We start from the raw sequence: 21,306 nt of genomic DNA, 5'->3' as shown, positions 1-21,306 counted from the left end.
ATTCAGTGAAGATGGAAAACATGCTATACTCATAAGAGCAATCCTCCAAAAAAAATGTAAGAGCCTAGATAACATGTAGATTTGGAGGTATCACCATATAAGGAAGTCTGGAGCGAAGGAAAGGGATGATATAGCCATGTCATTTGATGGATTTATGACAAGGGCGATGACACACGAGCTTGAAACGTTGTTAACGTCAGGAAGAATATCTAAGATTTATCAACCATATAAAACGGAACTTATTTTTACCATTCGTGCAAAAGGAAAAAATCATCAATTATTATTGTCAGCTAACGCTAGCTTTGCAAGGATACACATAACCAAGGAAAAATACGATAACCCTTCTGTCCCACCAATGTTTTGTATGTTACTACGTAAGCACTTAGAAGGAAGCCTCATTGAGCGTATTGAACAACTTGATATGGAACGTGTCATCATCTTCCATATTAAAAATAAAGATGAACTCGGTGATGAAACGTTTAAACAACTGTATGTCGAAATTATGGGTCGTCATAGTAATATAAGCTTGGTCGATAAAAAATCGGGATTAATCTTAGATAGCATAAAGCACATCAGCCCTGCTCAAAGTAGCTATCGTACAGTGATGCCAGGTCAACCTTATAAACTCCCTCCTGAACAGCATAAAGCAAATCCTTTTGAGCTGAACCGGGACGAGTTACTGAAACGAATTGACTTTAATGCTGGGAAGATTGACAGGCAGTTAGTTGAGCAAGTTGCTGGACTGTCTCCTCAATTAGCTAAGGAAATTGTCTTTCAGGCAGGAACCGTTGTAAACCGAACAACCTTACCCACTGCTTATTTAGACATGATCAAAACACTAAAAGAACATGTCTATAATCCCGAAATGATTACAACAGATGGGAAAGAGGCATTTTCTATTCTCCATTTAGAGCATTTGAAAGGCGAGAGGAAAACCTTTGAATCAGTAAGTAATTTAATTGATCGCTTCTACTATGGAAAAGCTGAACGAGATCGCGTAAAACAACAAGCGCATGACTTAGAACGCTTCCTGCGAAACGAATGGCAAAAGAACAAAAAGAAAATAAAGAAATTAGAACAAACATTGAATCAAGCTGAACGTGCCAAGGAATTTCAAAAGCTTGGTGAGCTTTTAACAGCTAATTTACATATGGTAAAGCGTGGTGACAAACAGATAGAAGTAATGGATTATTATGATGAAGAAGGTGGCATGATTCTTATTAAGCTTGATCCACAGAAATCACCTTCAGTTAATGCACAAGCGTATTACAAGAAATATAACAAAGCAAAGAACTCCGTAGCAGTTGTATTAGAACAAATTGAAAAAGCGAAAGAAGAGGTCATCTATTTTGACCAACTTATTCAACAAATGGAAAGTGCAGCTCCTAGAGATATAGAGGAAATACGTGAGGAACTTATTGAAGAAGGCTACATTCGTAGACGTCTTAAGCAGCAAAAGAAAAAGAAAGAAACAAAGCCACAACTTGATCAGTATCTCTCAAGTAGCGGAGTCGAATTTTATGTTGGCAAAAACAATAAACAAAATGATTATGTGACAAATAAATTTGCCAGACAAGACGAAATTTGGCTACATACAAAAGATATTCCAGGTTCTCATGTTGTCATAAGAAGTATAGAACCAGATGAACAAACATTGCTTGAAGCAGCTACTGTGGCAGCCTTTTTTAGCAAAGCAAAACAATCTAGCTCTGTGCCTGTTGATTACACAAAAATTCGCCATGTCAAAAAACCGAATGGTTCCAAACCTGGATATGTCATTTACGATAATCAGACAACGATATACGTTACACCCGATGAAGACCTTGTCCGTTCACTTAGAAAATAGCCTCGGAGCCGTTCTCGCTTCATCGCGAGTCTTTTAAAGGTCGGTTTCACCTTTAGCAGTGCCCTCGAGAAAGCCGAGGTGGTTCCTCGGCTTTCTCACCTTAAAATCTCCATTAATACTAGAATATTGAGCTTTTGTTTATAATTTCCTTCGTCAATAATAACATCACCTTCTATTTCACTTAATACAAAAAAACAGACCACTCTTTTATGAGAATCGTCTGCTTAAAAACTTACTTTACTGCTATTGTAATCGTTGCTAATCCATCCAATACAGATGTATGTTGAACCTTCTGCATATTCAGCTCAGTCAATAATTCGTGTAACTCTGCGTCTGAGTAACGATGCCTTTTCGTTGAAACATTCGACCACGCTAGCAAAGATTCACGCTCAAATCCGGTAAATTGATGTTGTTCTGCATACTGAGCAGCCGATTCCGCACACATTTCTGGTGATGGATTTAACATCGCAATCACTCCACCGTGTTTCACCACTCGAACCATCTCACCTAGACCCCTCTTTGGTTCTGGAAGGAGAAACATGACACAAGTTGACAAAGCCACATCAACTTTGTTGTTCTCTAAAGGCAGTCTATAAGCATCTCCAATTAGTAGCGAGCTCTTGGCAGGACCTCGCTCCAATAACTCACGACTTTTCTCCACCATTTCCTTTGATAAGTCTATCCCGATAAGTTCGCTCGCTTGTGAAACGCCACGCTCAAGCAACCTCCCTGTTCCACAACCGATATCTAAAATAGTTTTATTACTCCAAATACCGGAAAGAACTTTTAGCTGATCATGAATAGATGAGAGCCATTTCGTTTGTGTCATAGCATCGAAAAAATCTACGAGATCATCAAAGTCTGTACCATTCATTTTCCTCATGCCTATGCCCCCTCCCGCCCGTAAAACACCTAAATGAGAGATTAAACTTGTTCTATCATCCAATCTTGTGATGTTGGATCTTTCCGCCATTCATTCAAACGTTGTACTTGATCAGCTGTAATCGTCCCTTTCCCTTTAGCCACTTCAAGTAATGTTGAATATGATGTTAACACATAAGTTGGGATGTTAGCCTCTTTGAGTGCGTCATACGCCTTTTGAAATTCGTATGTAAATATTGCTACAATCGCCACTACCTCTGCACCATTTGAACGTAATGCCTCTGCAGCTTGAATGACACTACCACCGGTTGAAATTAAATCTTCAACAAGGACTACTTTTTGTCCTTTTTCAATTTTGCCTTCAATTTGATTTTGTTTGCCGTGACCTTTTGCACTTCCTCTTACATAAATCATTGGCAATTCTAATTTATCAGCTAACAATGCTGCATGTGGAATACCTGCCGTAGCTGTACCAGCAATCACATCAACTTCGATTTTTTCTAAAAGTTCTACAAATCCCACGATAATATCTTTACGAACTTTTGGGTAAGAAAGTGTTAAACGGTTATCACAGTAAATTGGTGACTTCATCCCTGACGTCCACGTAAATGGATCATTTGGACGCAAATGAACAGCACCAATATCTAATAAATGCTTAGCAATTTGCTCTTTCATAACTAGCCCTCCCAGTCTTGTTTCATTTCTTGATATACTTTGAGTGGATGTTCTGCAGTTGTGATGCTTCTTCCAACGACAATTCCCCAGCTTCCTAGTTCTCTTGCTTCTTCTGGAGTCACAACACGCTTTTGATCACCAACTACATCTTCTTTACGACGAATCCCAGGACAAACTGTATAAAACGATGTCCCACAAGAATCTTGAATAAGAGGAACTTCTTTTGCCGAACAAACGACCCCATCAACTCCACTTTCTTGCGCAAATGAAGCATACGTTCTCACTACTTCATTGAGTTGTTGATTGATAAGCAATTCACTTTGCATCGTTTCTTCATCCGTACTCGTTAACTGAGTTACCGCAATTAAGATAGGTCTTTTCCCCCCCGCCTTCGTACCTTGCTCTAACCCATCACGAGCTGCACTCATCATTTTCTTCCCGCCAGCTGCATGAACATTAACAATATCTATATCTAAACTAGCAAGCTCTCGCATCGTTCTTTGTACTGTATTTGGAATATCATGTAATTTCAAGTCAAGAAATATTTGATGTCCGCTTTCTTTTAATTCATGAATCACTTGTCTGCCTTCACGATAAAATAACTCCATCCCAACCTTTACAAAAAGAGATTCTCCATTAAATTGATCTAGAAGGGCTCTACGTTTTGCTACATCATCTAAGTCTAAGGCAATTATGAGTGGACGTTGCATTGCTTCCAACTCCCTCCAATAAGATCTTGCACATGGTCAACTTCTAATTCATCAAGCAGTGCCGGAAGTTCCTCTATAATTGTTGGACATACAAACGGATCAGTAAAATTCGCTGTTCCTACCGCAATTGCACTAGCACCTGCAAGCATAAATTCAACAACATCTTCTGCTGTATAAATTCCGCCCATCCCGATAATCGGAATATCAACAGCTTGACTGACTTGATGGATCATTCGAATGGCTACAGGTTTAATGGCTGGACCTGATAAACCGCCGTAGCCATTTGATAAGATAGGCTTTCTTCGCTTTAAATCAATTCGCATTCCAAGCAGCGTATTAATCATCGAAAGACCATCAGCACCTGCCTTTTCAACAGCACGAGCAATTTCAACGATATCAGCAACATTGGGTGATAGCTTTACATAAACGGGTACGTCTGAGACATTTTTCACTTCTTTTGTCAATTCAGCTGCAACATGTGGAATGGTTCCAAACGCGATACCACCTTGCTTTACATTAGGGCAAGAAATGTTTAATTCAATTGCATGAACATTTTCTGCTTTTGAAAGCTTTGCTGTTGTTTCAATATAATCAGCAATTTCCGTACCTGCTACATTTGCCACTATCGGTACATCATATTGATGTAACCAAGGCAATTCATTCGTTAGCACACCTTCAAGCCCCGGATTTTGTAAACCGATTGCGTTGAGCATTCCTGCAGATGTTTCTGCAACACGAGGAGTTGGGTTACCAAAGCGTGGTTGATCTGTTGTTGCTTTGATGGCAATTGCACCCAATATCCCAAGATCATAATACTTTGCATATTCTTTCCCAAATCCAAAACACCCTGATGCAGGCATGATTGGATTTCTCATGGAAAGACCCGGTAATTCTACTTGTAACCTGTTCATAGTACAACCTCCCCAACCGGAAAGACTGGACCATCAGTACAGACTTTGCGGTAACTCGTTCCTGACTCGTCGCCGACAACATGACAAACACAAGCAAAGCATGCTCCAACTCCACATCCCATTCGTTCTTCAAGCGAGATAAACAAACGTCTATCCCCATAAATGGTTGATAATGCCGCAAGCATTGGTGTTGGTCCACATGAATACATCGTATCAAACGAAAGGTTTTTCTCATTAATGACATCCGTTACATAACCAATTGAACCATATGTTCCATCTGCCGTTACAACATACGTATCACCAAGCTCTGAAAACTCTTGTTCGTAAAAGACATTTTCTTTGCTTTGGAACCCTAATACGTGAATTACATTGACTCCTCGTTCTTTTAATTGCTTTGATAAGTAATAGAGAGGAGGGACCCCTATTCCACCTCCGACAAGGAGAGCCGTCTCTCCTTTATCGGTAGCCTCTAATGGAAAACCATTCCCTAGTGGCCCGAGTACATCAATGGTATCTCCTTCACGTTTGTATGAGAGACGCGACGTCCCCTTTCCTTCAACACGATAAAGCATCGTTACTGATTCATTTTCTAAATCTACATCACAAATGCTTATCGGTCTTCTAAGCAAAAGATCGTCGCTTGTATCAACTCGCAAATGAAGAAATTGGCCAGGTTCGGTCATTTGTTTAACAAGGCTTCCCGAACATGTTACCTCCATAATGTTTGTTGCTATCTCTTTCTGAGTTGTAATTTTCAATAAGTCTTTTTTTATCATGGTCCCTCCACCTCTCTGTTACATTTGCATTTGTGGCATACTTTCAGAAGAAAACGTAATTGACTCAAGTACTCGTAAAAGAGCCTCGCCTGTATCAATCGACGTTAAACAAACCACTCCATTTTCAACCGCTTCGCGTCGAATACGGAATCCATCACGTGCCGGTTGCTTTCCTCTTGTTAACGTATTGATAACAAATTGAGCTTGTCCTTGTTGGATTACGTCTAAAAGATTTGGTTTTTCTTCGCCAATTTTATTCACAACTGTAACAGGGATATTCGCTTCTTTAATAAAGCTTGCTGTACCTGCTGTTGCTAGAATATCAAAACCGATTTGATGGAATCGTTCCACTAGGCTCAGCGCTTCTTCTTTGTCTTTATCAGCAACAGTAAACAGGACAGAACCGTGCGTCGGAATACTCATTCCTGATGCAATTAACCCTTTGAAAAGGGCTTTCTCTAAAGTGGTATCACGCCCCATAACTTCACCAGTTGATTTCATTTCAGGTCCTAATGTGATATCAACTCGACGGAGCTTTGCAAAAGAGAAAACAGGCACCTTTACTGATACTTCTTGTGCTTCAGGCTGATATCCCGTTTCATATCCTAGCTCCGGCAATTTCTGTCCAAGCATAACTTTTGTTGCAATGTTAGCCATTGGAACCCCAGTTATTTTACTTAAAAATGGTACGGTACGACTCGAACGAGGATTTACTTCAAGAACATATACCTCATCTTTATGCCAAACGAATTGAATGTTCAATAGACCAATGATATTTAACCCTCGAGCAATCGCAATCGTACGATCAATCACTTTTTGTTTTAAATCTTCAGGTACTGTTTGAGGAGGATAGACAGCGATCGAGTCACCCGAGTGAACACCTGCACGCTCGATATGTTCCATCATTCCAGGAATAAAGACATTTTCACCATCCGAAATCGCATCTACTTCAAGTTCTTTTCCAATTAAGTAACGGTCAACCAGTACTGGATGCTTTGGATTCACATTTACGGCATTCGTCATATAATTCAAAAGCTCTTCTTCTTTGTACACAATCTCCATAGCACGTCCACCAAGTACATAGGAAGGACGAACAAGCACTGGATAACCAATTTCATTGGCAATTATTATCGCACCTTCAACAGACGTAGCTGTGCGACCAAGAGGTTGCGGAATATCAAGTGACAGAAGTGTTTGTTCAAACTTATCACGATCTTCTGCACGGTCCATGCTCTCAAGCGACGTACCAATAATAGGAACTCCTCTAGCTTCAAGTTCATCAGCTAGATTAATCGCTGTTTGTCCACCGAATTGAACGATGACTCCTTCTGGTTGCTCTTGCTCATATACATGCATAACATCTTCAACCGTTAGCGGCTCAAAATACAGCTTGTCTGACGTGCTAAAATCTGTTGAAACAGTCTCAGGGTTATTATTGATGATAATTGCTTCATAGCCTGCTTCTTTTATCGCCCAAACGGTATGAACCGTTGCATAGTCAAATTCAATTCCTTGTCCGATTCGAATAGGACCTGAGCCTAGTACCAAAATGCTTTTCTTCTCTGTTTGAATTGCTTCATTTTCATCTTCATATGTCCCGTAAAAATACGGTGTTTTTGATTCAAATTCAGCTGCACATGTATCAACCATTTTGTAAACAGGACGGATATTCTGCTCTTTACGAAGATTGTAAATTTCACGCTCTTCTTTATTCCATAGTCTTGCAATGGCAATATCAGAAAATCCACGTTCTTTTGCTTTTTGTAATAACTCAAGATTATCTATCGATGCCGTTAATTCTTTTTCAAGTGCAACGATTCTTGCTATCTTTTGCATAAAGAAACGATCGATTTTCGTTAACTCGCATAATGATTGAACGGATTGACTTCTTCTTAGTAATTCAGCTAGGACAAAGAGACGCTCATCATCGGTTTTATCTAATCGTTTAACTAATACATCCGTTTCTGTTTTCGCAATTTTTGTATCATAAATATGATCATATCCAGCTTCTAACGATCGGACAGCTTTCAGCAAAGACTCTTCTAAATTTCGGCCAATTGCCATAACTTCCCCAGTTGCTTTCATTTGTGTACCTAATGTACGATTGGCAGCCTCAAATTTATCAAACGGCCAACGTGGAATTTTTGATACCACATAGTCAAGTGCAGGTTCAAAACTTGCATACGTTTTTCCTGTAATTGGGTTCATCAACTCATCTAAGCTATACCCTACAGCAATTTTTGCTGCCATTTTCGCAATTGGATAACCAGTTGCTTTTGATGCAAGCGCAGATGAACGACTCACACGTGGGTTCACTTCAATAATGTAGTATTGATCACTATCTGCGTCATGAGCAAATTGAACGTTACAACCACCTTCAATTCCTAATGCGCGAATGATTCGTAACGATGAGTTACGAAGGCGCTGATAATCACGATCGGTTAGGGTTTGGCTAGGTGCAACTACGATTGAATCACCTGTATGCACACCAACAGGGTCGATATTCTCCATATTACACACAACAATTGCTTGATCTTTTGCATCGCGCATAACTTCATATTCAACTTCCTTAAACCCTGCGATACTTTTCTCGATTAAACATTGTGTTACTGGACTATACTTTAATCCACTTGTCACAATTTCACGTAACTGTTCTTCGTTATGAACAATTCCGCCTCCCGTCCCACCAAGAGTGTAAGCAGGACGAACAATAATTGGGTAGCCAACTATTTTTATAAATTGAAGTGCTTCTTCAAGCGTATGAACAATTTCACTTTCCGGAACAGGTTCATCTAATTCATTCATTAGCGTTCGAAATAAATCACGGTCTTCTGCTCGTTTTATTGCGTCGAGGTCTGTACCTAGTAGTTCGATATTATACGTTTTTAAAATTCCAGACTCATCAAGTTCCATTGCCATGTTAAGACCAGTTTGTCCACCAAGGGTTGCGACAATTCCGTCTGGGCGTTCTTTACGAATGATGCGACTAACAAACTCTAATGTAATTGGCTCAATGTATACACGATCAGCCATTGTTGTATCCGTCATTATCGTTGCAGGGTTTGAATTAATTAAAATGACTTCATACCCTTCTTCTTTTAACGCTTGACATGCCTGTGTTCCTGCATAATCAAACTCGGCTGCTTGCCCAATTACGATTGGACCAGACCCAATAACTAAAATCTTGTTGATATCATTACGTTTTCCCATTTTTAAATCTCCCCTCGATTAGGCAAGTACAGTTGCTTTCTTTTCTGTTTCCATCATTGTGACGAACTGATTAAATAAGCTGTTTGCATCATGTGGTCCAGGTGATGCTTCTGGGTGGTACTGTACACTAAATGCTGCGTGCTCAAGATGTCTTACCCCTTCAACAGTGCTGTCATTTACAGCCACATGAGTTAATTCAAGACCCGTTCCTTCTAATGAATCAAGATCTACTGTGTAACCATGGTTTTGAGCAGTAATGTCAATTTTTCCAGTTGAGATTTCACGAACTGGATGATTCGATCCGCGGTGTCCGAAGCGTAATTTACTCGTCTTTGCACCACAAGCAAGAGAAAGAAGTTGATGGCCAAGACAAATGCCAAAGATCGGTACTTGTCCAAGAATTTCATTAATCATCTCAATAGCTTCAGGGACATCAACCGGATCTCCAGGTCCGTTGCTTAACATAATTCCGTCTGGACGGAGACGTAAAATCTCATTTGCACTTGTATTATATGGAACAACAACAACATCACACTGTCTTGCAATCAGTTCTCGTAAGATGCCATGCTTCATACCAAAGTCAACAAGTACGACTTTCATTCCTCTACCTGGAGCGTGATAAGGTGATTTTGTTGATACACGCTGAACTTGATCTCGTACAAATGTAGTTTGTTTTAATTCTTCAATTACTTGTTGCGCGTCAACATCTAACGAACAAATGCGTCCACGTAACGTACCGTGTTCCCTAATTAAACGCGTGAGTTTACGTGTGTCAATCCCAGCGAGTCCTGGAATATCCTTTGCACGTAATAACGTATCTAAAGATTCTTCTTCACGCCAGTGACTTGGTTCTGGCTCGTATTCCTTAACAATAAACCCATTAATCGCTGGAGTAACGGACTCAAAGTCATCACGGTTAATTCCGTAGTTTCCGATAAGCGGGTATGTCATAGTCACGATCTGACCGCAATATGATGGATCAGATAAAATTTCTTGATAACCTGTCATTCCTGTGTTGAAGACGACCTCTCCACTCATGACCTTATCTGCTCCAAATCCTTCTCCAATAAATACGTTGCCATCTTCTAATATTAGTTGACGTTTCATGCTTTCACCTGTCCTTTCTCAAATACAAGCTTCCCATCTACAAAAGTGAATACTGGCCATCCAAAGCAAGCCCACCCATCAAATGGAGTATTTTTGCCCTTTGAAAGAAATGTTTCTTTATCAATTGCCCGTTCTTCTTCAAGATCAATAACTGTAACATCAGCAATCTCACCTTCATTTAGAACACCCGATTGTAACTTAAATGTTTTCGCTGGCTTCACTGTCAACCAGTCAACTAATTGTTTCAATGTAGCTTTTTCTGTTTTTACTAGATGTGTATAAAGCAATGGAAAAGCTGTTTCTAAGCCAACAATTCCAAAAGGTGCTCGTTCCATCCCAACCGCCTTCTCTTCTTCTGTATGCGGAGCATGGTCTGTTGCAATAAAATCAAGCGTTCCATCTAAAAGACCTTCCCAAAGAGCTTCTTGATCTTCTTTTGCTCGTAATGGTGGATTCATTTTAAAGTTTGTATCTATTCCTGGAATGTCATCTTCACAAAGCAAAAGATGATGAGGTGATACTTCAGCTGTAACATTAATGCCTGCTTTTTTCGCATCGCGGATAACGCGAACCGATTCTTTCGTACTAACATGACAAACATGATAGTGAGCCCCTGTAGCTTCAGCAAGTAAAACATCCCGTGCAATATGTACCGATTCACACACTGATGGAATGGCCGGTAAGTTGTGTTCAGCTGAGAATTTCCCTTCATGTACACAACCACCATGAATCAAAGTATCTTCCTCACAGTGCGCAACAACTGCCATATCAACTTCTGCTGCTCTTTTCATAGCTTGTAGCATCATATCAGCAGATTGAACTCCGACTCCATCATCTGTAAAAGCGAAGGCGCCAGCTTCTTTCAGTGCTTCAAAATCGGTTAACTCTTTTCCTAATTGTCTTGTTGTAATCGCAGCATAAGGTAGGACACGTACATGTCCAGTTGATTCAATTCGTCCCTGCAGCCATTCCATTTGTTCTTTCGTATCTGGAACAGGTCTTGTGTTCGGCATTGATGCAATGGTTGTAAAACCACCCGCTGCTGCTGCTCGCGTTCCTGAATTAATCGTCTCTTTTTGTTCTCCACCTGGTTCTCGTAAATGTACATGAGCATCTACAAGCCCTGGTGTTACTAATTTCCCCGCTACATTTATAATTGAATCTTCCCCTGTAGAAGGAGAACTAAATTGAATACGACCATCCACCATATATACGTCTTTTATCTCCAAAGTACCATCGTCCGCTAAAATAAATCCGCCTTCTAGTTTGATTGTCATCTCTCATTCCCCCTTAGTATTGTTCAAGAGCTCGTTTTACAACAGCTTTTCTTACTGCAACGCCATTTTTCATTTGCTTAAAAATTCTAGAACGACTACATTCAACCAGTTCACTAGCTAGTTCCACTCCTCGGTTTACTGGTGCAGGATGTAGGATGACCGCTCTTTGTTTCATTCGACTTTCTCTCTCAATGGTTAACCCAAATTGATTATGGTAACTTTCTTTAGACCATTGCATTTTTCCATCATGACGTTCGTGCTGAATCCGGAGAAGCATAATTACATCTGCTTTCGGCAATTCATCATCTAAATTCACATACTGATAAGTCTGTTCATATCCAGCCATCCATTCTCTCGGTCCAGCAATTTTCACATTTGCACCTAACCTTGTGAGGACGTCGGCATTTGATCTAGCAACACGACTATGACGCAAGTCACCAGCAATAATAATATTCAAACCAGAAAATGATGAGAATTCTTGTTGGATTGTTAGTAAATCAAGTAAAGACTGAGTTGGGTGGTGACCAGACCCGTCACCTGCATTTATAATTGGAATTTGTACTTGTTCACGGATATGTTGATAATAGTTATTCTCTGGGTGTCTGATGACAAGAGCATTTGCACCGATTGCTTCAAAGGTTTTCACCGTATCAAGTAACGACTCACCCTTTTGAACACTCGAGCTCTCTTCTGAGAAAGACAGAACATGCAGTCCTAGCGTTTTTTCAGCTACCTCAAAGCTATAGCGCGTTCTTGTTGACGGCTCAAAGAAAAGATTTGCGATGAATAACTCTTTATTCGGACGCCACTCTTTTCCATTTGCAAAATGCGCTGCCTCTTGTAGAACATTTGAAATTTCAACTGTTGACATTGTTTCTAACGTAAGTAATTCTCCTCTGACTGCTTTTTGTTCTGTCATTGTCACCATTCAAACCCCTCCTCATTAGTATATATGTGTGTTAATCCCATAAAAAATACCCTAGAGAGTGAGCGACTCTTAGGGTATATGATACGAGAGTAGTCTTATCAACTCATCGCCACCAAACCCCTTTGAAGTCTCTCTGTACCTCGTTAAAGGGAACTATTTCTTTTGTTACTCAGGTTTAAACATCAATATTTTCTCCATAAGTTGTATTAGCAGGACCACCAACGAAAGATGCACTAATGGTTGCTACTCCATCCCCTAAAAACGAACGATGTAAACCCTCTTTAATGAAGTTCTTTCCAACTACTTTACTTAGTACCATTTGATCTCCTATATGCTCTGCAATTGGAACCATGATAAAATCTGGAGTATACGTTATATCCACCCGTATCTTAACACGATTTAAAATGAGACCCTTTTATCAGCCTCGCAGGACTCATTTAAAGAGGTACTTTACTATATTGTTCAATGGTTACTTCATCTAATGAATCAACTTCTTTTACCTTCGCAACAATGATTTCGCTTTTTGATGTTGGGACATTCTTGCCCACGTAATCAGGTCGAATAGGTAGTTCACGATGTCCTCGATCAATTAGTACAGCCAATTGAATTTGCTCAGGTCTTCCGATATCAATCAATGCATCAAGACCAGCTCGAACTGTTCGTCCTGTATAAAGAACATCATCCACTAAAATAACTTTTCGGTTACTAATATCAACTGGTATGTCTGTTCCTTGTAAGATTGGTTCTTCTTTATTCGTCTTGACTGTTAGATCGTCACGATAAAGGGTAATGTCAATTTCTCCAACTGGTATTTTTGCACCTTCAATTTGCTCTATGCGATCTGCTAATCGCTTTGCAAGGTAAATTCCGCGGGTTTTTATTCCTATCAGAATACAATTATCAACACCTTTATTGTGTTCAATTATCTCATGTGCAATACGAGTTGTTGCTCTTCTTATTGCTTGTTCATCTAAAATAACACGCGACAATTTTTCCACCTCCATATTCTCCTTGAAAACGAAAAACTCTCATGTCCATTTAGACATGAGAGGATAAAATACGTAAGTGAAAACAGGCAGAAGTATGCCTAGTTCATACGATCCATTTCCTTCTCAGCCTCACGGGACTGTAGTTAAAGGACTATTAATTTCTTTAATTTAGTATGACTTAAAAACATCTAATTGTCAATCGTTTTATTTTGTTCGTAGTAGATGTAACAGCTGCTCCATATCCTCTGGTATTGGAGCTTCAAAAAGCATGTCTTTTCCTGTTTTAGGGTGAATAAATCCAAGTACTGCAGCGTGAAGAGCTTGCCCATCGATATCGAGTGTTTTCTTTTTCGGACCGTATTTCGGATCACCTGCTAAAGGGTAGCCAATGTATTTCATATGGACACGGATCTGATGAGTTCTTCCTGTCTCTAATTCACATTGAACGTACGTATATTGATCAAACGTTTCAAGTACAGTAAAATGTGTGACAGCATCACGACTATTCTCTTCGGTTACTGTCATGCTCTGACGATCTTTTTTATCTCGACCTATCGGCGCATCAATCGTACCATGCTGATGTGGAATAATTCCATGAACAATTGCTTTATACAACCTTCGCGTTGTTTTTGCTTTTAATTGTTCAACAAGAGACTCATGTGCGTGGTCATTTTTTGCAACCATTATTAAACCAGACGTATCCATATCAATTCGATGAACAATTCCTGGTCTAATCACACCATTGATACCTGATAAGTCTTTACAATGATACATGAGGGCATTAACAAGAGTTCCTGTGTAATGACCTGGTGCTGGGTGAACAACCATTCCTCTACGTTTGTTCACCACAATTACATCTTCATCTTCAAATACGATTTCAAGAGGAATATTCTCTGCAACGATTTCTAACTCTTCAGGCTCAGGTATCTCAAGAATTATATGATCACCCTCAGCCACCTTATAATTGCTTTTCACTTTCCCATTATTCACCTTGATATGTTCTTCTTTTATCCAAATCTGCACTTGTGTCCTAGACCAAGTTTCATTCATTGTTGTTAAAAATTTATCAATACGTTCGGGTGCTTGATCCGTTGTGACAGTCCATTCAAAACGTTCCATTACGTGCGCTCCTTCTTTTGATTACGTTCATCAATTATCATTTTTATAAACAATAGTCCTACACCAATGCAAAGAGCTGCATCAGCCACATTAAAAATAGCAAAATTATAGGTGAAAATATATGTATCAACAAAATCTACTACTTCTCCACGGAACAGCCGATCAATAAAATTCCCAATAGCTCCACCGAGGATTAACCCTAGAGAGATTCCGATAAGCCGACTTTTTTTCGCTTCTTTTTGCATATAGTAAATGATTCCAATGATGACAATTGTCGTTATAATATAGAAAAACCACATTTTCCCTTGAAGAATTCCAAATGCTGCACCTGTATTTCGGTGCGATGTAAAATAGAGGACATCCTCGATAATCTTTATACTTTCTCCAATGGTCATTTGTTTATCAATAATCCACTTACTAATTTGATCAATAATAATAACGACTAATGCTAATAAATAATACTTCAACGTAAGTCCCCCGTTCTGTCCACATCTTTCCATACGTTTAGCATTATAGCACAAAAAGAGGGGGATGACCCCCTACTTTCCGTTCAAGTATTGGTCGTAATGCACGTTGCGTTGAAATACGACATCCTCATCACCTGTATACCCATCTATTCCAGTTGAAAGAAAGCCCTCAATTTCTTCTACATAGCCAACCAATTCTCCATTTTCGTCAAGTGATGAATCTTCAAAAACCATCGAATTCTCATTAAACTGAGCTACTGATTGATACGCATCTTCTGCATCAAATTCCGTTTCTCTATCATCATTATCATAATTAAATCGCTTAAATCCATCTAACACATCTTCTTCAGATGGTCGATCATTTGTTACATTATGCTCTGCTACAGTAACCACTGTTCTAGCAGCAGGGTTTGCTTCTAATCGTTCGTATGGAATTACCTCGCCAGTCGCTTCGCATAAGCCGAATGTACCATGATTAAATTTCGCGAGAGCATGCTCAATTTCTTCATGTTCTCTTTCCAGTTGTTCAAGTAAGGCGAAATCTTTCTCACGTTCATATAAATCAGTCGCTGTATCTGCAGGATGATTATCATATTGAGACAGTTCTCCTGTTGAAAAAGACAATGTTCTTGATTGCTCTTCTTGGAAGTGCTTTTGAATGCGTTCTTCTACTTTTGCTTTCCGGTCGAGAAGTTGCTGTTTTATCTGTGTATAATCAGTCATTTTCAATCTCCCCCAATGAACCAAATCAAGACGTCGTCTGACGCTCCTTTTTAGTGTGACCACTTGATGGCGAAATAGCCAACACAACATTTGTCAGCTTTTTGATACAAGATAAAGGACCTGGCACTTTAGCACAGCAATCCTCAAATGAAGCTCCTCATTCATCTTTTCACAAAACGAAAAAATCTTATTCAAATTAGGAATCACAATAGAACTAAACCAGAATGATCACACACAAACAAAGCCTTTTTAAAATCAATAAAAAAGACTTTTATCAATAGAGGGGGAAAGGAAACCAAACACACGCGTCAAATGTCGGCAGCATTATAGTTCTAACGATAAATTAAAAAAGTCTGCCCTCAGCTAATTAGCTATCGGGCAGATCTTTTTTTGTTAAATAAATTTAAGCGTAATGCGTTGTAACTGTTTCAGCACATGATGAACATAGTCCGGCATGCTCCTGATTTTCCCCGACTGTTTCAGAAACAACCCAACAACGCTCACACGTCTCACCTTGAGCAGGTTCTACCACAATTGCCAATTGTTCAAACGCAATTGCATCTACAGGGGCATCACTTGCTTCACTAGCTAACGTTACGCCAGAGACGATAAATAATTTTTCAAGCTTCGGAATGGCTGTAAGTAACTCTCTAACATCACCACTAGAATACAATGTAATAGCTGCTGTTAGCGACTTACCAATTTTCTTTTCGTTCCTCGCTTGCTCAAGTGCCTTTAATACATCATCTCTAACAACCATGAAATGATTCCATTTTTCTTTTAACCCTTCCACATCACCAAACGTTTTAACTTCTGGCATATCCGTTAATTGAACACTTGCTTCCTCAGCAGCAGGAATGTTCTCCCATACTTCATCAGCTGTGTGAGATAAAATTGGTGATACGAGCTTCGTTAGAGCAACTAGAACCTCATACATGACCGTTTGAATTGCTCGGCGCGATGGATGATCAGCATGTTCGATGTAGAGCGTATCTTTAGCTAGATCCATATAAAATGAGCTTAATTCAATCGTACAGAAATTATGAATCGTATGGTACACGGTTGAGAATTGATATTGATCATATGCTTGCTTGCTCTTTTCAATCACTTCATTTAGTTTGACAAGCATAAACAAGTCTACACCTTCAAGGTCGTTTACATAGTCTTTTGCTGGATCAAAATCATGTAGGTTCCCAAGTAAAAAGCGGAATGTATTCCGAATTTTACGGTATGATTCAGACACTTGCTTTAAAATCTTATCTGAAACCCTAACATCAGCTTGATAATCAACAGATGCAACCCATAAACGGAGGATATCTGCTCCTAGTTGCTTCATAACATCGTTTGGAACAACAACATTTCCAATTGACTTACTCATTTTACGCCCTTTTCCATCTAGAGCAAACCCGTGACTCAACACACCCTTATACGGGGCTTTCCCTGTTACAGCAACACTTGTTGAAAGTGACGAGTTAAACCAACCACGATATTGGTCTGAACCCTCAAGGTATAAATCAGCAGGACGATTAAGCTCATCTCGTTCTTCCAATACAGCCTGGTGAGAAGAACCTGAATCAAACCAAACATCCATGATGTCCATTTCCCGTGTAAATGTCCCGTTTGGACTATGCTCCGAAGTAAATCCTTCCGGTAACAATTGATCTGTCTCCCATTCAAACCAGACATTTGAACCATGTTCACGGAACAAATGCGATACATGTTCGATCGTTTCATCTGTAATAATAGGCTCACCATTTTCCCCATAGAACACCGGGATCGGAACGCCCCAAGCACGTTGACGAGAAATACACCAATCGCCACGGTCACGCACCATGTTAAATAACCTTGTTTCGCCCCATTTAGGAAGCCACTCTACTTCTTCAATCGCTTTTAATAATTCGCTACGGAAGTTTTCAATCGATGCAAACCACTGCGCAGTTGCCCGATAAATAACTGGTTTTTTTGTGCGCCAATCGTGTGCATAAGAATGAGTAATGAAAGTAAGCTTCATTAAAGCTCCTACTTCCTCAAGTTTCTCCGTAATCGATTTATTAGCTGCATCATAGAATAGACCTTCAAATCCAGGTGCTTCTTCTGTCATATGTCCTTTATCATCAACAGGACATAATACATCCAAACCGTATTTTTGACCAACAATAAAATCTTCTTCCCCGTGACCTGGTGCTGTATGAACACAGCCAGTTCCAGCATCTAAGGTGACATGATCTCCACATATAACTAAAGACTCACGACCATAAATAGGGTGTGTGGCTTTCACAAATTCAAGCTCAGCACCTTTTATTGTTTTTAAGACTTCTAGCTTCTCCCACTCAAATTCTTTTTGAAGTTTTTCAAGAAGTCCAGCTGCGACCACATACTTTTTATCATTAACATTGACTACGTTATAATCAAGTTCGGGATGAACAGCAATTCCTAAGTTTGCAGGAATTGTCCAAGGAGTCGTTGTCCAGATGATGATATTCTCATCTCCTTTGAGAACCCCATTTCCATCTTTTACAGGAAACGCAACGTAAATTGAAGGAGAACGCTTATCTTGGTATTCGATTTCAGCTTCAGCAAGAGCTGATTCTGATGATGGAGACCAGTATACAGGCTTCTTCCCCTTATAGATATAACCCTTTTTTGCCATATCACCAAACACTTTTATTTGCTGTGCTTCATATGCTTTATCGAGCGTAACATATGGATTCCACCAGTCACCTCGAACACCGAGTCTCATAAACTGTTCACGTTGTCTGTCAATTTGCTTTTTAGCATATTCTTCACAAAGCTTACGAAATTCTGCAACACTCATTGATTTACGATTCACTTTTCCGCTCTTAGTAAGGGCTGTTTCAATCGGCAAACCATGAGTATCCCAACCGGGTACGTAAGGAGCATGATATCCACTCATTGATTTGTAACGTACAATGACATCTTTTAAAATCTTGTTTAATGCGTGCCCCATATGAATATCACCATTCGCATACGGAGGACCATCATGCAAGACAAATAATGGACGCCCTTTTGTGCGATCTTGAACTTTTTGATAAATGTCCATTTCCTTCCACTTTTCTTGTCTTTCTGGTTCTCGATTCGGTAAATTCCCACGCATCGGGAATTCTGTTTTAGGCATCAATAACGTATCCTTATATTCCATTTCTGCTTTCCTCCTAGATCAATTTATAAAAAACACAAAAAAACTCCTCCTCCCAAAAAGGGACGAGAAGTTAACCCGTGGTACCACCCTGTTGAAAAGTATTCATACTCTCCACTCATTCATTCGTAACGGGAATAACACGTTGCATCCTACTCTTATTTCAGTGCAAAACTAAAGGGTGATTTTCCAATGTGAACGTGTTCAGGCTCCCACCAACCCTGAATCGCTAAGCACGTTTAATACATTGTACTCGTCCCTCTCATCGTCTTTATCAACATTCATTTAATGAATACCATTATATGATAGCATTTTGAGAAGTGCAAGCTCATCAGCAAAAAATTATCGCACTTCCTCTTTTTCGGTTACTCCATCCCAATCATCCGTTTGAAGCATTTCAAGCTGAGCTTCTATCAACATTTTAAACCTCATTTTGTAAACAGATGCTTGTTTTTTTAACTCTTCCATATCCATCATCACTTTTCTTGATTTAGAAAGTGCATCATTAATAATTCGATCTGCATTCTTTTCTGCTTCTTTCACAATAAGCTGCGCTTCTTTCTGTGCATTGCTTCTTACCTCTTCTGCAGCCTCTTGAGCGACTAGAATTGATTTATTAAGTGTTTCTTCAATATTTTTAAAATGCTCAAGCTTTTCATCTAGAACTGTTACTTGTTCAAACAAGTCTTTCTTTTCACGAAGAACTGCTTCGTAATCTTTTATAACTTGATCTAGAAATTCATTAACCTCATCTTCATCATAACCACGAAACCCTCTTGTAAATTCTTTATTGTGGATGTCTAAAGGGGTTAAAGGCATATATGCCACCTCCAAGTTGTTTACGTTATTTCGCTTAATTAAAACTATAGCTACAAAATAACATTTGTTTTAAATGAGCATAGTAAGATGTTCTATAAATTACGATGTTCCCCTATAAATAAACAATATTTCGACACGAACATCAAAAATCCTGCAACTTTTTCAATCTTTCCTAACGCTTTCTTCCAAATCGCAAACGAATCTTTTCTTTTTTCGTTAATCCTTCGATTGCAGATAATCGTGCTCGTCCAAATCCTCTGACAGATATGTAATCGCCTTCCTGCAAAAGAAAGTCAAGACGGTCAACTGTTTTCCAATTAACTTTTGCTAACCCTTTTTCAATAAACGGAATAACTTTTGATCTCGAAAGCTTGTACATTTGAGCAAGAACAACATCCAATCTCATTGAAGAAACAGTTATTACTGCTTCTTCCCATTCGTCTTTAGGTATAATGTGCTCAGATAGAGGAATTCGATTCAACCGGACTGATGCTCTTCCAATTGTTTGAATGTTCATTTCGACATAGTCAGCTATTTCACTCGCAACAACTATTTGCGCAATCCCGTTTTCACTAATAAAAATGTCTCCAAATTTCTCGCGTTTCACACCAATATTCATCATAGAACCTAAGATGTCACGATGTTCTAACGTAACAAATTTGAATGGGTATTCAATGGAGAAAAGAGTAAGCCTAAAGTCATCAACGGACGTTTCTAAATACGGCGGCGCAAGATGAAGACGACATCGCTCTGCAAAACGAGAGCCTCCCGCAAAAGAGAGGCTCACTTCATCATCTTGTCCGACTATGGTCCGAACAATTTCTTGTTGCCTTGGATCGAGAAAATCACTCAATCGGTCCAAATGACGTAACGTAACATCACCTTGCCACTCGATTACTTGGTCAACAAAAGGCCGCTCTTCCTCACGAAAGTGCTGATAAATACTAATTGTTGGTCACTCCCATCTCTTTTTATATCCCAAAAAGTGATGCGACACCCGTACTCGCTAAACGTAATACAATAATCGCGACGATAGGAGATAAATCAATCATTCCAAGTGGCGGAACAAATTTTCTAAATGGTTCTAAATATGGCTCTACAATTCGACCTACAAATTGACCAAGTGAAGACTCCCGTGCATTGGGAAACCAAGACATAAGGATATAACCAATAATAAAAAAAGAATAAATATATAATGCTTGATAAAGCAATAACCCAATTGTTTGCAAAATACTCACCACCTTCTACCTACTAACTATTCAAAATGCTCCTGCATCATTTCTGTAATTGTTCCTGATACATCTACATTATCAGGAGTACATAAAAAGATGTTTGAACCGATTTTTTGGATGTCTCCTCCAATAGCATACACTGTTCCACTCAAAAAATCGACTATACGTTTTGCTTGATCATGCGAGATGCGCTGTAAGTTAATAATAACAGCTTTTCGGTTCTTTAGGTGATCAGAAATCTCTTGTGCTTCATCATAGGTCCGAGGCTCAAGAAGCATCACTTTCGTTCCTTTTTGTACACTTTGCAAACTAACGACATTCTGTGGAGAATTAGACTGTTGTTTCGATGCTACTTGTCGTGAACGACGTTTCGGCTCAGGTTCCTCCTGCTCATATTGCTCATCGATAAATTCTTCCACCTCTTCATATTCATCCTCTAATTCAAAAAAACGTTTAAACTTTGACTTCATCCCCATTT

Annotated in this window: 19 protein-coding genes, 1 pseudogene and 1 other annotated feature; of the genes and pseudogenes, 1 reads left to right on the top strand and 19 read right to left on the bottom strand. The window is 39.3% G+C overall.

Annotation, left to right across the window (positions count from 1 at the left end):
• Positions 1-136 precede the first annotated feature (136 nt).
• A complete protein-coding gene (locus SAZ04_RS01775; RefSeq protein WP_332690129.1) occupies positions 137-1,846 on the top strand; it encodes an Rqc2 family fibronectin-binding protein in 1,710 nt (569 codons plus the stop codon).
• A gap of 232 nt (positions 1,847-2,078) precedes the next feature.
• Here SAZ04_RS01775 and SAZ04_RS01770 read toward each other — a convergent pair whose 3' ends face one another.
• The 19 genes and pseudogenes from SAZ04_RS01770 to SAZ04_RS01680 form a co-directional block, all read right to left on the bottom strand.
• Entirely contained in the window at positions 2,079-2,729 is a 651-nt protein-coding gene (locus SAZ04_RS01770) for a class I SAM-dependent methyltransferase (RefSeq protein WP_332690126.1), read from the bottom strand.
• Between the two features lie 41 nt (positions 2,730-2,770).
• Positions 2,771-3,403, bottom strand: coding sequence for an orotate phosphoribosyltransferase (gene pyrE / locus SAZ04_RS01765; protein ID WP_332690123.1), 633 nt, complete (start codon positions 3,401-3,403; stop codon positions 2,771-2,773).
• 2 nt (positions 3,404-3,405) lie between these two features.
• Positions 3,406-4,113 (bottom strand): orotidine-5'-phosphate decarboxylase, encoded by a 708-nt coding sequence (gene pyrF / locus SAZ04_RS01760; RefSeq protein ID WP_332690120.1) that lies wholly within the window; start codon positions 4,111-4,113, stop codon positions 3,406-3,408.
• On the bottom strand, positions 4,095-5,024 hold the full coding sequence (locus tag SAZ04_RS01755) for a dihydroorotate dehydrogenase (RefSeq protein WP_332690117.1): 930 nt from the start codon (positions 5,022-5,024) through the stop codon (positions 4,095-4,097). Before SAZ04_RS01755 ends, pyrF begins: the two co-directional genes overlap by 19 nt.
• The gene (locus tag SAZ04_RS01750; RefSeq protein ID WP_332690112.1) at positions 5,021-5,800 is read right to left on the bottom strand and encodes a dihydroorotate dehydrogenase electron transfer subunit; all 780 of its coding nucleotides are present in this window, start codon (positions 5,798-5,800) and stop codon (positions 5,021-5,023) included. The genes SAZ04_RS01755 and SAZ04_RS01750 overlap by 4 nt, the downstream gene beginning before the upstream one ends.
• Positions 5,801-5,818: 18 nt before the next feature.
• Positions 5,819-9,010: a carbamoyl-phosphate synthase large subunit gene (gene carB / locus SAZ04_RS01745; protein WP_332690109.1), complete on the bottom strand. Its 3,192-nt coding sequence runs from the start codon at positions 9,008-9,010 to the stop codon at positions 5,819-5,821.
• Positions 9,011-9,028: 18 nt separating this feature from the next.
• On the bottom strand, positions 9,029-10,117 hold the full coding sequence (locus tag SAZ04_RS01740; RefSeq protein WP_332690106.1) for a carbamoyl phosphate synthase small subunit: 1,089 nt from the start codon (positions 10,115-10,117) through the stop codon (positions 9,029-9,031).
• Entirely contained in the window at positions 10,114-11,394 is a 1,281-nt protein-coding gene (gene pyrC / locus SAZ04_RS01735) for a dihydroorotase (protein ID WP_332690104.1), read from the bottom strand. Before pyrC ends, SAZ04_RS01740 begins: the two co-directional genes overlap by 4 nt.
• A 13-nt stretch (positions 11,395-11,407) precedes the next feature.
• On the bottom strand, positions 11,408-12,322 hold the full coding sequence (locus tag SAZ04_RS01730) for an aspartate carbamoyltransferase catalytic subunit (protein WP_332690101.1): 915 nt from the start codon (positions 12,320-12,322) through the stop codon (positions 11,408-11,410).
• A gap of 178 nt (positions 12,323-12,500) precedes the next feature.
• Positions 12,501-12,674: pseudogene (locus SAZ04_RS01725) on the bottom strand (solute carrier family 23 protein); the annotation flags it as partial.
• 85 nt (positions 12,675-12,759) lie between these two features.
• Positions 12,760-13,320: a bifunctional pyr operon transcriptional regulator/uracil phosphoribosyltransferase PyrR gene (pyrR, locus tag SAZ04_RS01720; protein ID WP_332690098.1), complete on the bottom strand. Its 561-nt coding sequence runs from the start codon at positions 13,318-13,320 to the stop codon at positions 12,760-12,762.
• A gap of 195 nt (positions 13,321-13,515) precedes the next feature.
• Positions 13,516-14,430 carry an RluA family pseudouridine synthase gene (locus SAZ04_RS01715; protein WP_332690095.1) on the bottom strand — a complete coding sequence of 305 codons (915 nt, stop codon included), beginning with the start codon at positions 14,428-14,430 and terminating at the stop codon, positions 13,516-13,518.
• Positions 14,430-14,897 (bottom strand): signal peptidase II, encoded by a 468-nt coding sequence (lspA, locus tag SAZ04_RS01710; RefSeq protein WP_332690092.1) that lies wholly within the window; start codon positions 14,895-14,897, stop codon positions 14,430-14,432. The genes SAZ04_RS01715 and lspA overlap by 1 nt, the downstream gene beginning before the upstream one ends.
• 72 nt (positions 14,898-14,969) lie before the next feature.
• Positions 14,970-15,620 (bottom strand): TraR/DksA C4-type zinc finger protein, encoded by a 651-nt coding sequence (locus SAZ04_RS01705; RefSeq protein ID WP_332690089.1) that lies wholly within the window; start codon positions 15,618-15,620, stop codon positions 14,970-14,972.
• A 403-nt stretch (positions 15,621-16,023) separates the two neighbouring features.
• A complete protein-coding gene (gene ileS, locus SAZ04_RS01700) occupies positions 16,024-18,780 on the bottom strand; it encodes an isoleucine--tRNA ligase (RefSeq protein WP_332690086.1) in 2,757 nt (918 codons plus the stop codon).
• A gap of 55 nt (positions 18,781-18,835) precedes the next feature.
• Positions 18,836-19,052, bottom strand: a binding site (T-box leader).
• Between the two features lie 67 nt (positions 19,053-19,119).
• A complete protein-coding gene (locus SAZ04_RS01695; RefSeq protein ID WP_332690084.1) occupies positions 19,120-19,596 on the bottom strand; it encodes a DivIVA domain-containing protein in 477 nt (158 codons plus the stop codon).
• Positions 19,597-19,768: 172 nt separating this feature from the next.
• On the bottom strand, positions 19,769-20,545 hold the full coding sequence (locus SAZ04_RS01690) for a YlmH family RNA-binding protein (RefSeq protein ID WP_332690622.1): 777 nt from the start codon (positions 20,543-20,545) through the stop codon (positions 19,769-19,771).
• A 22-nt stretch (positions 20,546-20,567) separates the two neighbouring features.
• Positions 20,568-20,825, bottom strand: coding sequence for a YggT family protein (locus tag SAZ04_RS01685; RefSeq protein ID WP_332690081.1), 258 nt, complete (start codon positions 20,823-20,825; stop codon positions 20,568-20,570).
• Positions 20,826-20,851: 26 nt separating this feature from the next.
• Complete coding sequence (locus SAZ04_RS01680; RefSeq protein ID WP_332690078.1) at positions 20,852-21,304, bottom strand: cell division protein SepF; 453 nt, start codon at positions 21,302-21,304, stop codon at positions 20,852-20,854.
• Between the last annotated feature and the right edge of the window lie 2 nt (positions 21,305-21,306).

This window comes from Halalkalibacter lacteus, assembly GCF_036663595.1.
GTDB lineage: Bacteria > Bacillota > Bacilli > Bacillales > Bacillaceae_D > Halalkalibacter > Halalkalibacter lacteus.
The sequence above is the reverse complement of the archived record's forward strand: the minus strand, read 5'-3'. Positions and strand labels throughout refer to the sequence as shown.

Coding starts and splice junctions, on each gene's coding strand:
- SAZ04_RS01680 (WP_332690078.1), bottom strand. CDS start 21,304: ATGGGGATGAAGTCAAAGTTTAAACGTTTTTTTGAATTAGAGGATGAA.
- SAZ04_RS01715 (WP_332690095.1), bottom strand. CDS start 14,430: ATGGAACGTTTTGAATGGACTGTCACAACGGATCAAGCACCCGAACGT.
- ileS (WP_332690086.1), bottom strand. CDS start 18,780: ATGGAATATAAGGATACGTTATTGATGCCTAAAACAGAATTCCCGATG.
- SAZ04_RS01695 (WP_332690084.1), bottom strand. CDS start 19,596: ATGCCTTTAACCCCTTTAGACATCCACAATAAAGAATTTACAAGAGGG.
- pyrE (WP_332690123.1), bottom strand. CDS start 3,403: ATGAAAGAGCAAATTGCTAAGCATTTATTAGATATTGGTGCTGTTCAT.
- SAZ04_RS01730 (WP_332690101.1), bottom strand. CDS start 12,322: ATGGTGACAATGACAGAACAAAAAGCAGTCAGAGGAGAATTACTTACG.
- SAZ04_RS01770 (WP_332690126.1), bottom strand. CDS start 2,729: ATGAGGAAAATGAATGGTACAGACTTTGATGATCTCGTAGATTTTTTC.
- pyrC (WP_332690104.1), bottom strand. CDS start 11,394: ATGACAATCAAACTAGAAGGCGGATTTATTTTAGCGGACGATGGTACT.
- SAZ04_RS01740 (WP_332690106.1), bottom strand. CDS start 10,117: ATGAAACGTCAACTAATATTAGAAGATGGCAACGTATTTATTGGAGAA.
- pyrF (WP_332690120.1), bottom strand. CDS start 4,113: ATGCAACGTCCACTCATAATTGCCTTAGACTTAGATGATGTAGCAAAA.
- SAZ04_RS01750 (WP_332690112.1), bottom strand. CDS start 5,800: ATGATAAAAAAAGACTTATTGAAAATTACAACTCAGAAAGAGATAGCA.
- SAZ04_RS01755 (WP_332690117.1), bottom strand. CDS start 5,024: ATGAACAGGTTACAAGTAGAATTACCGGGTCTTTCCATGAGAAATCCA.
- SAZ04_RS01775 (WP_332690129.1), top strand. CDS start 137: ATGTCATTTGATGGATTTATGACAAGGGCGATGACACACGAGCTTGAA.
- SAZ04_RS01705 (WP_332690089.1), bottom strand. CDS start 15,620: ATGACTGATTATACACAGATAAAACAGCAACTTCTCGACCGGAAAGCA.
- carB (WP_332690109.1), bottom strand. CDS start 9,010: ATGGGAAAACGTAATGATATCAACAAGATTTTAGTTATTGGGTCTGGT.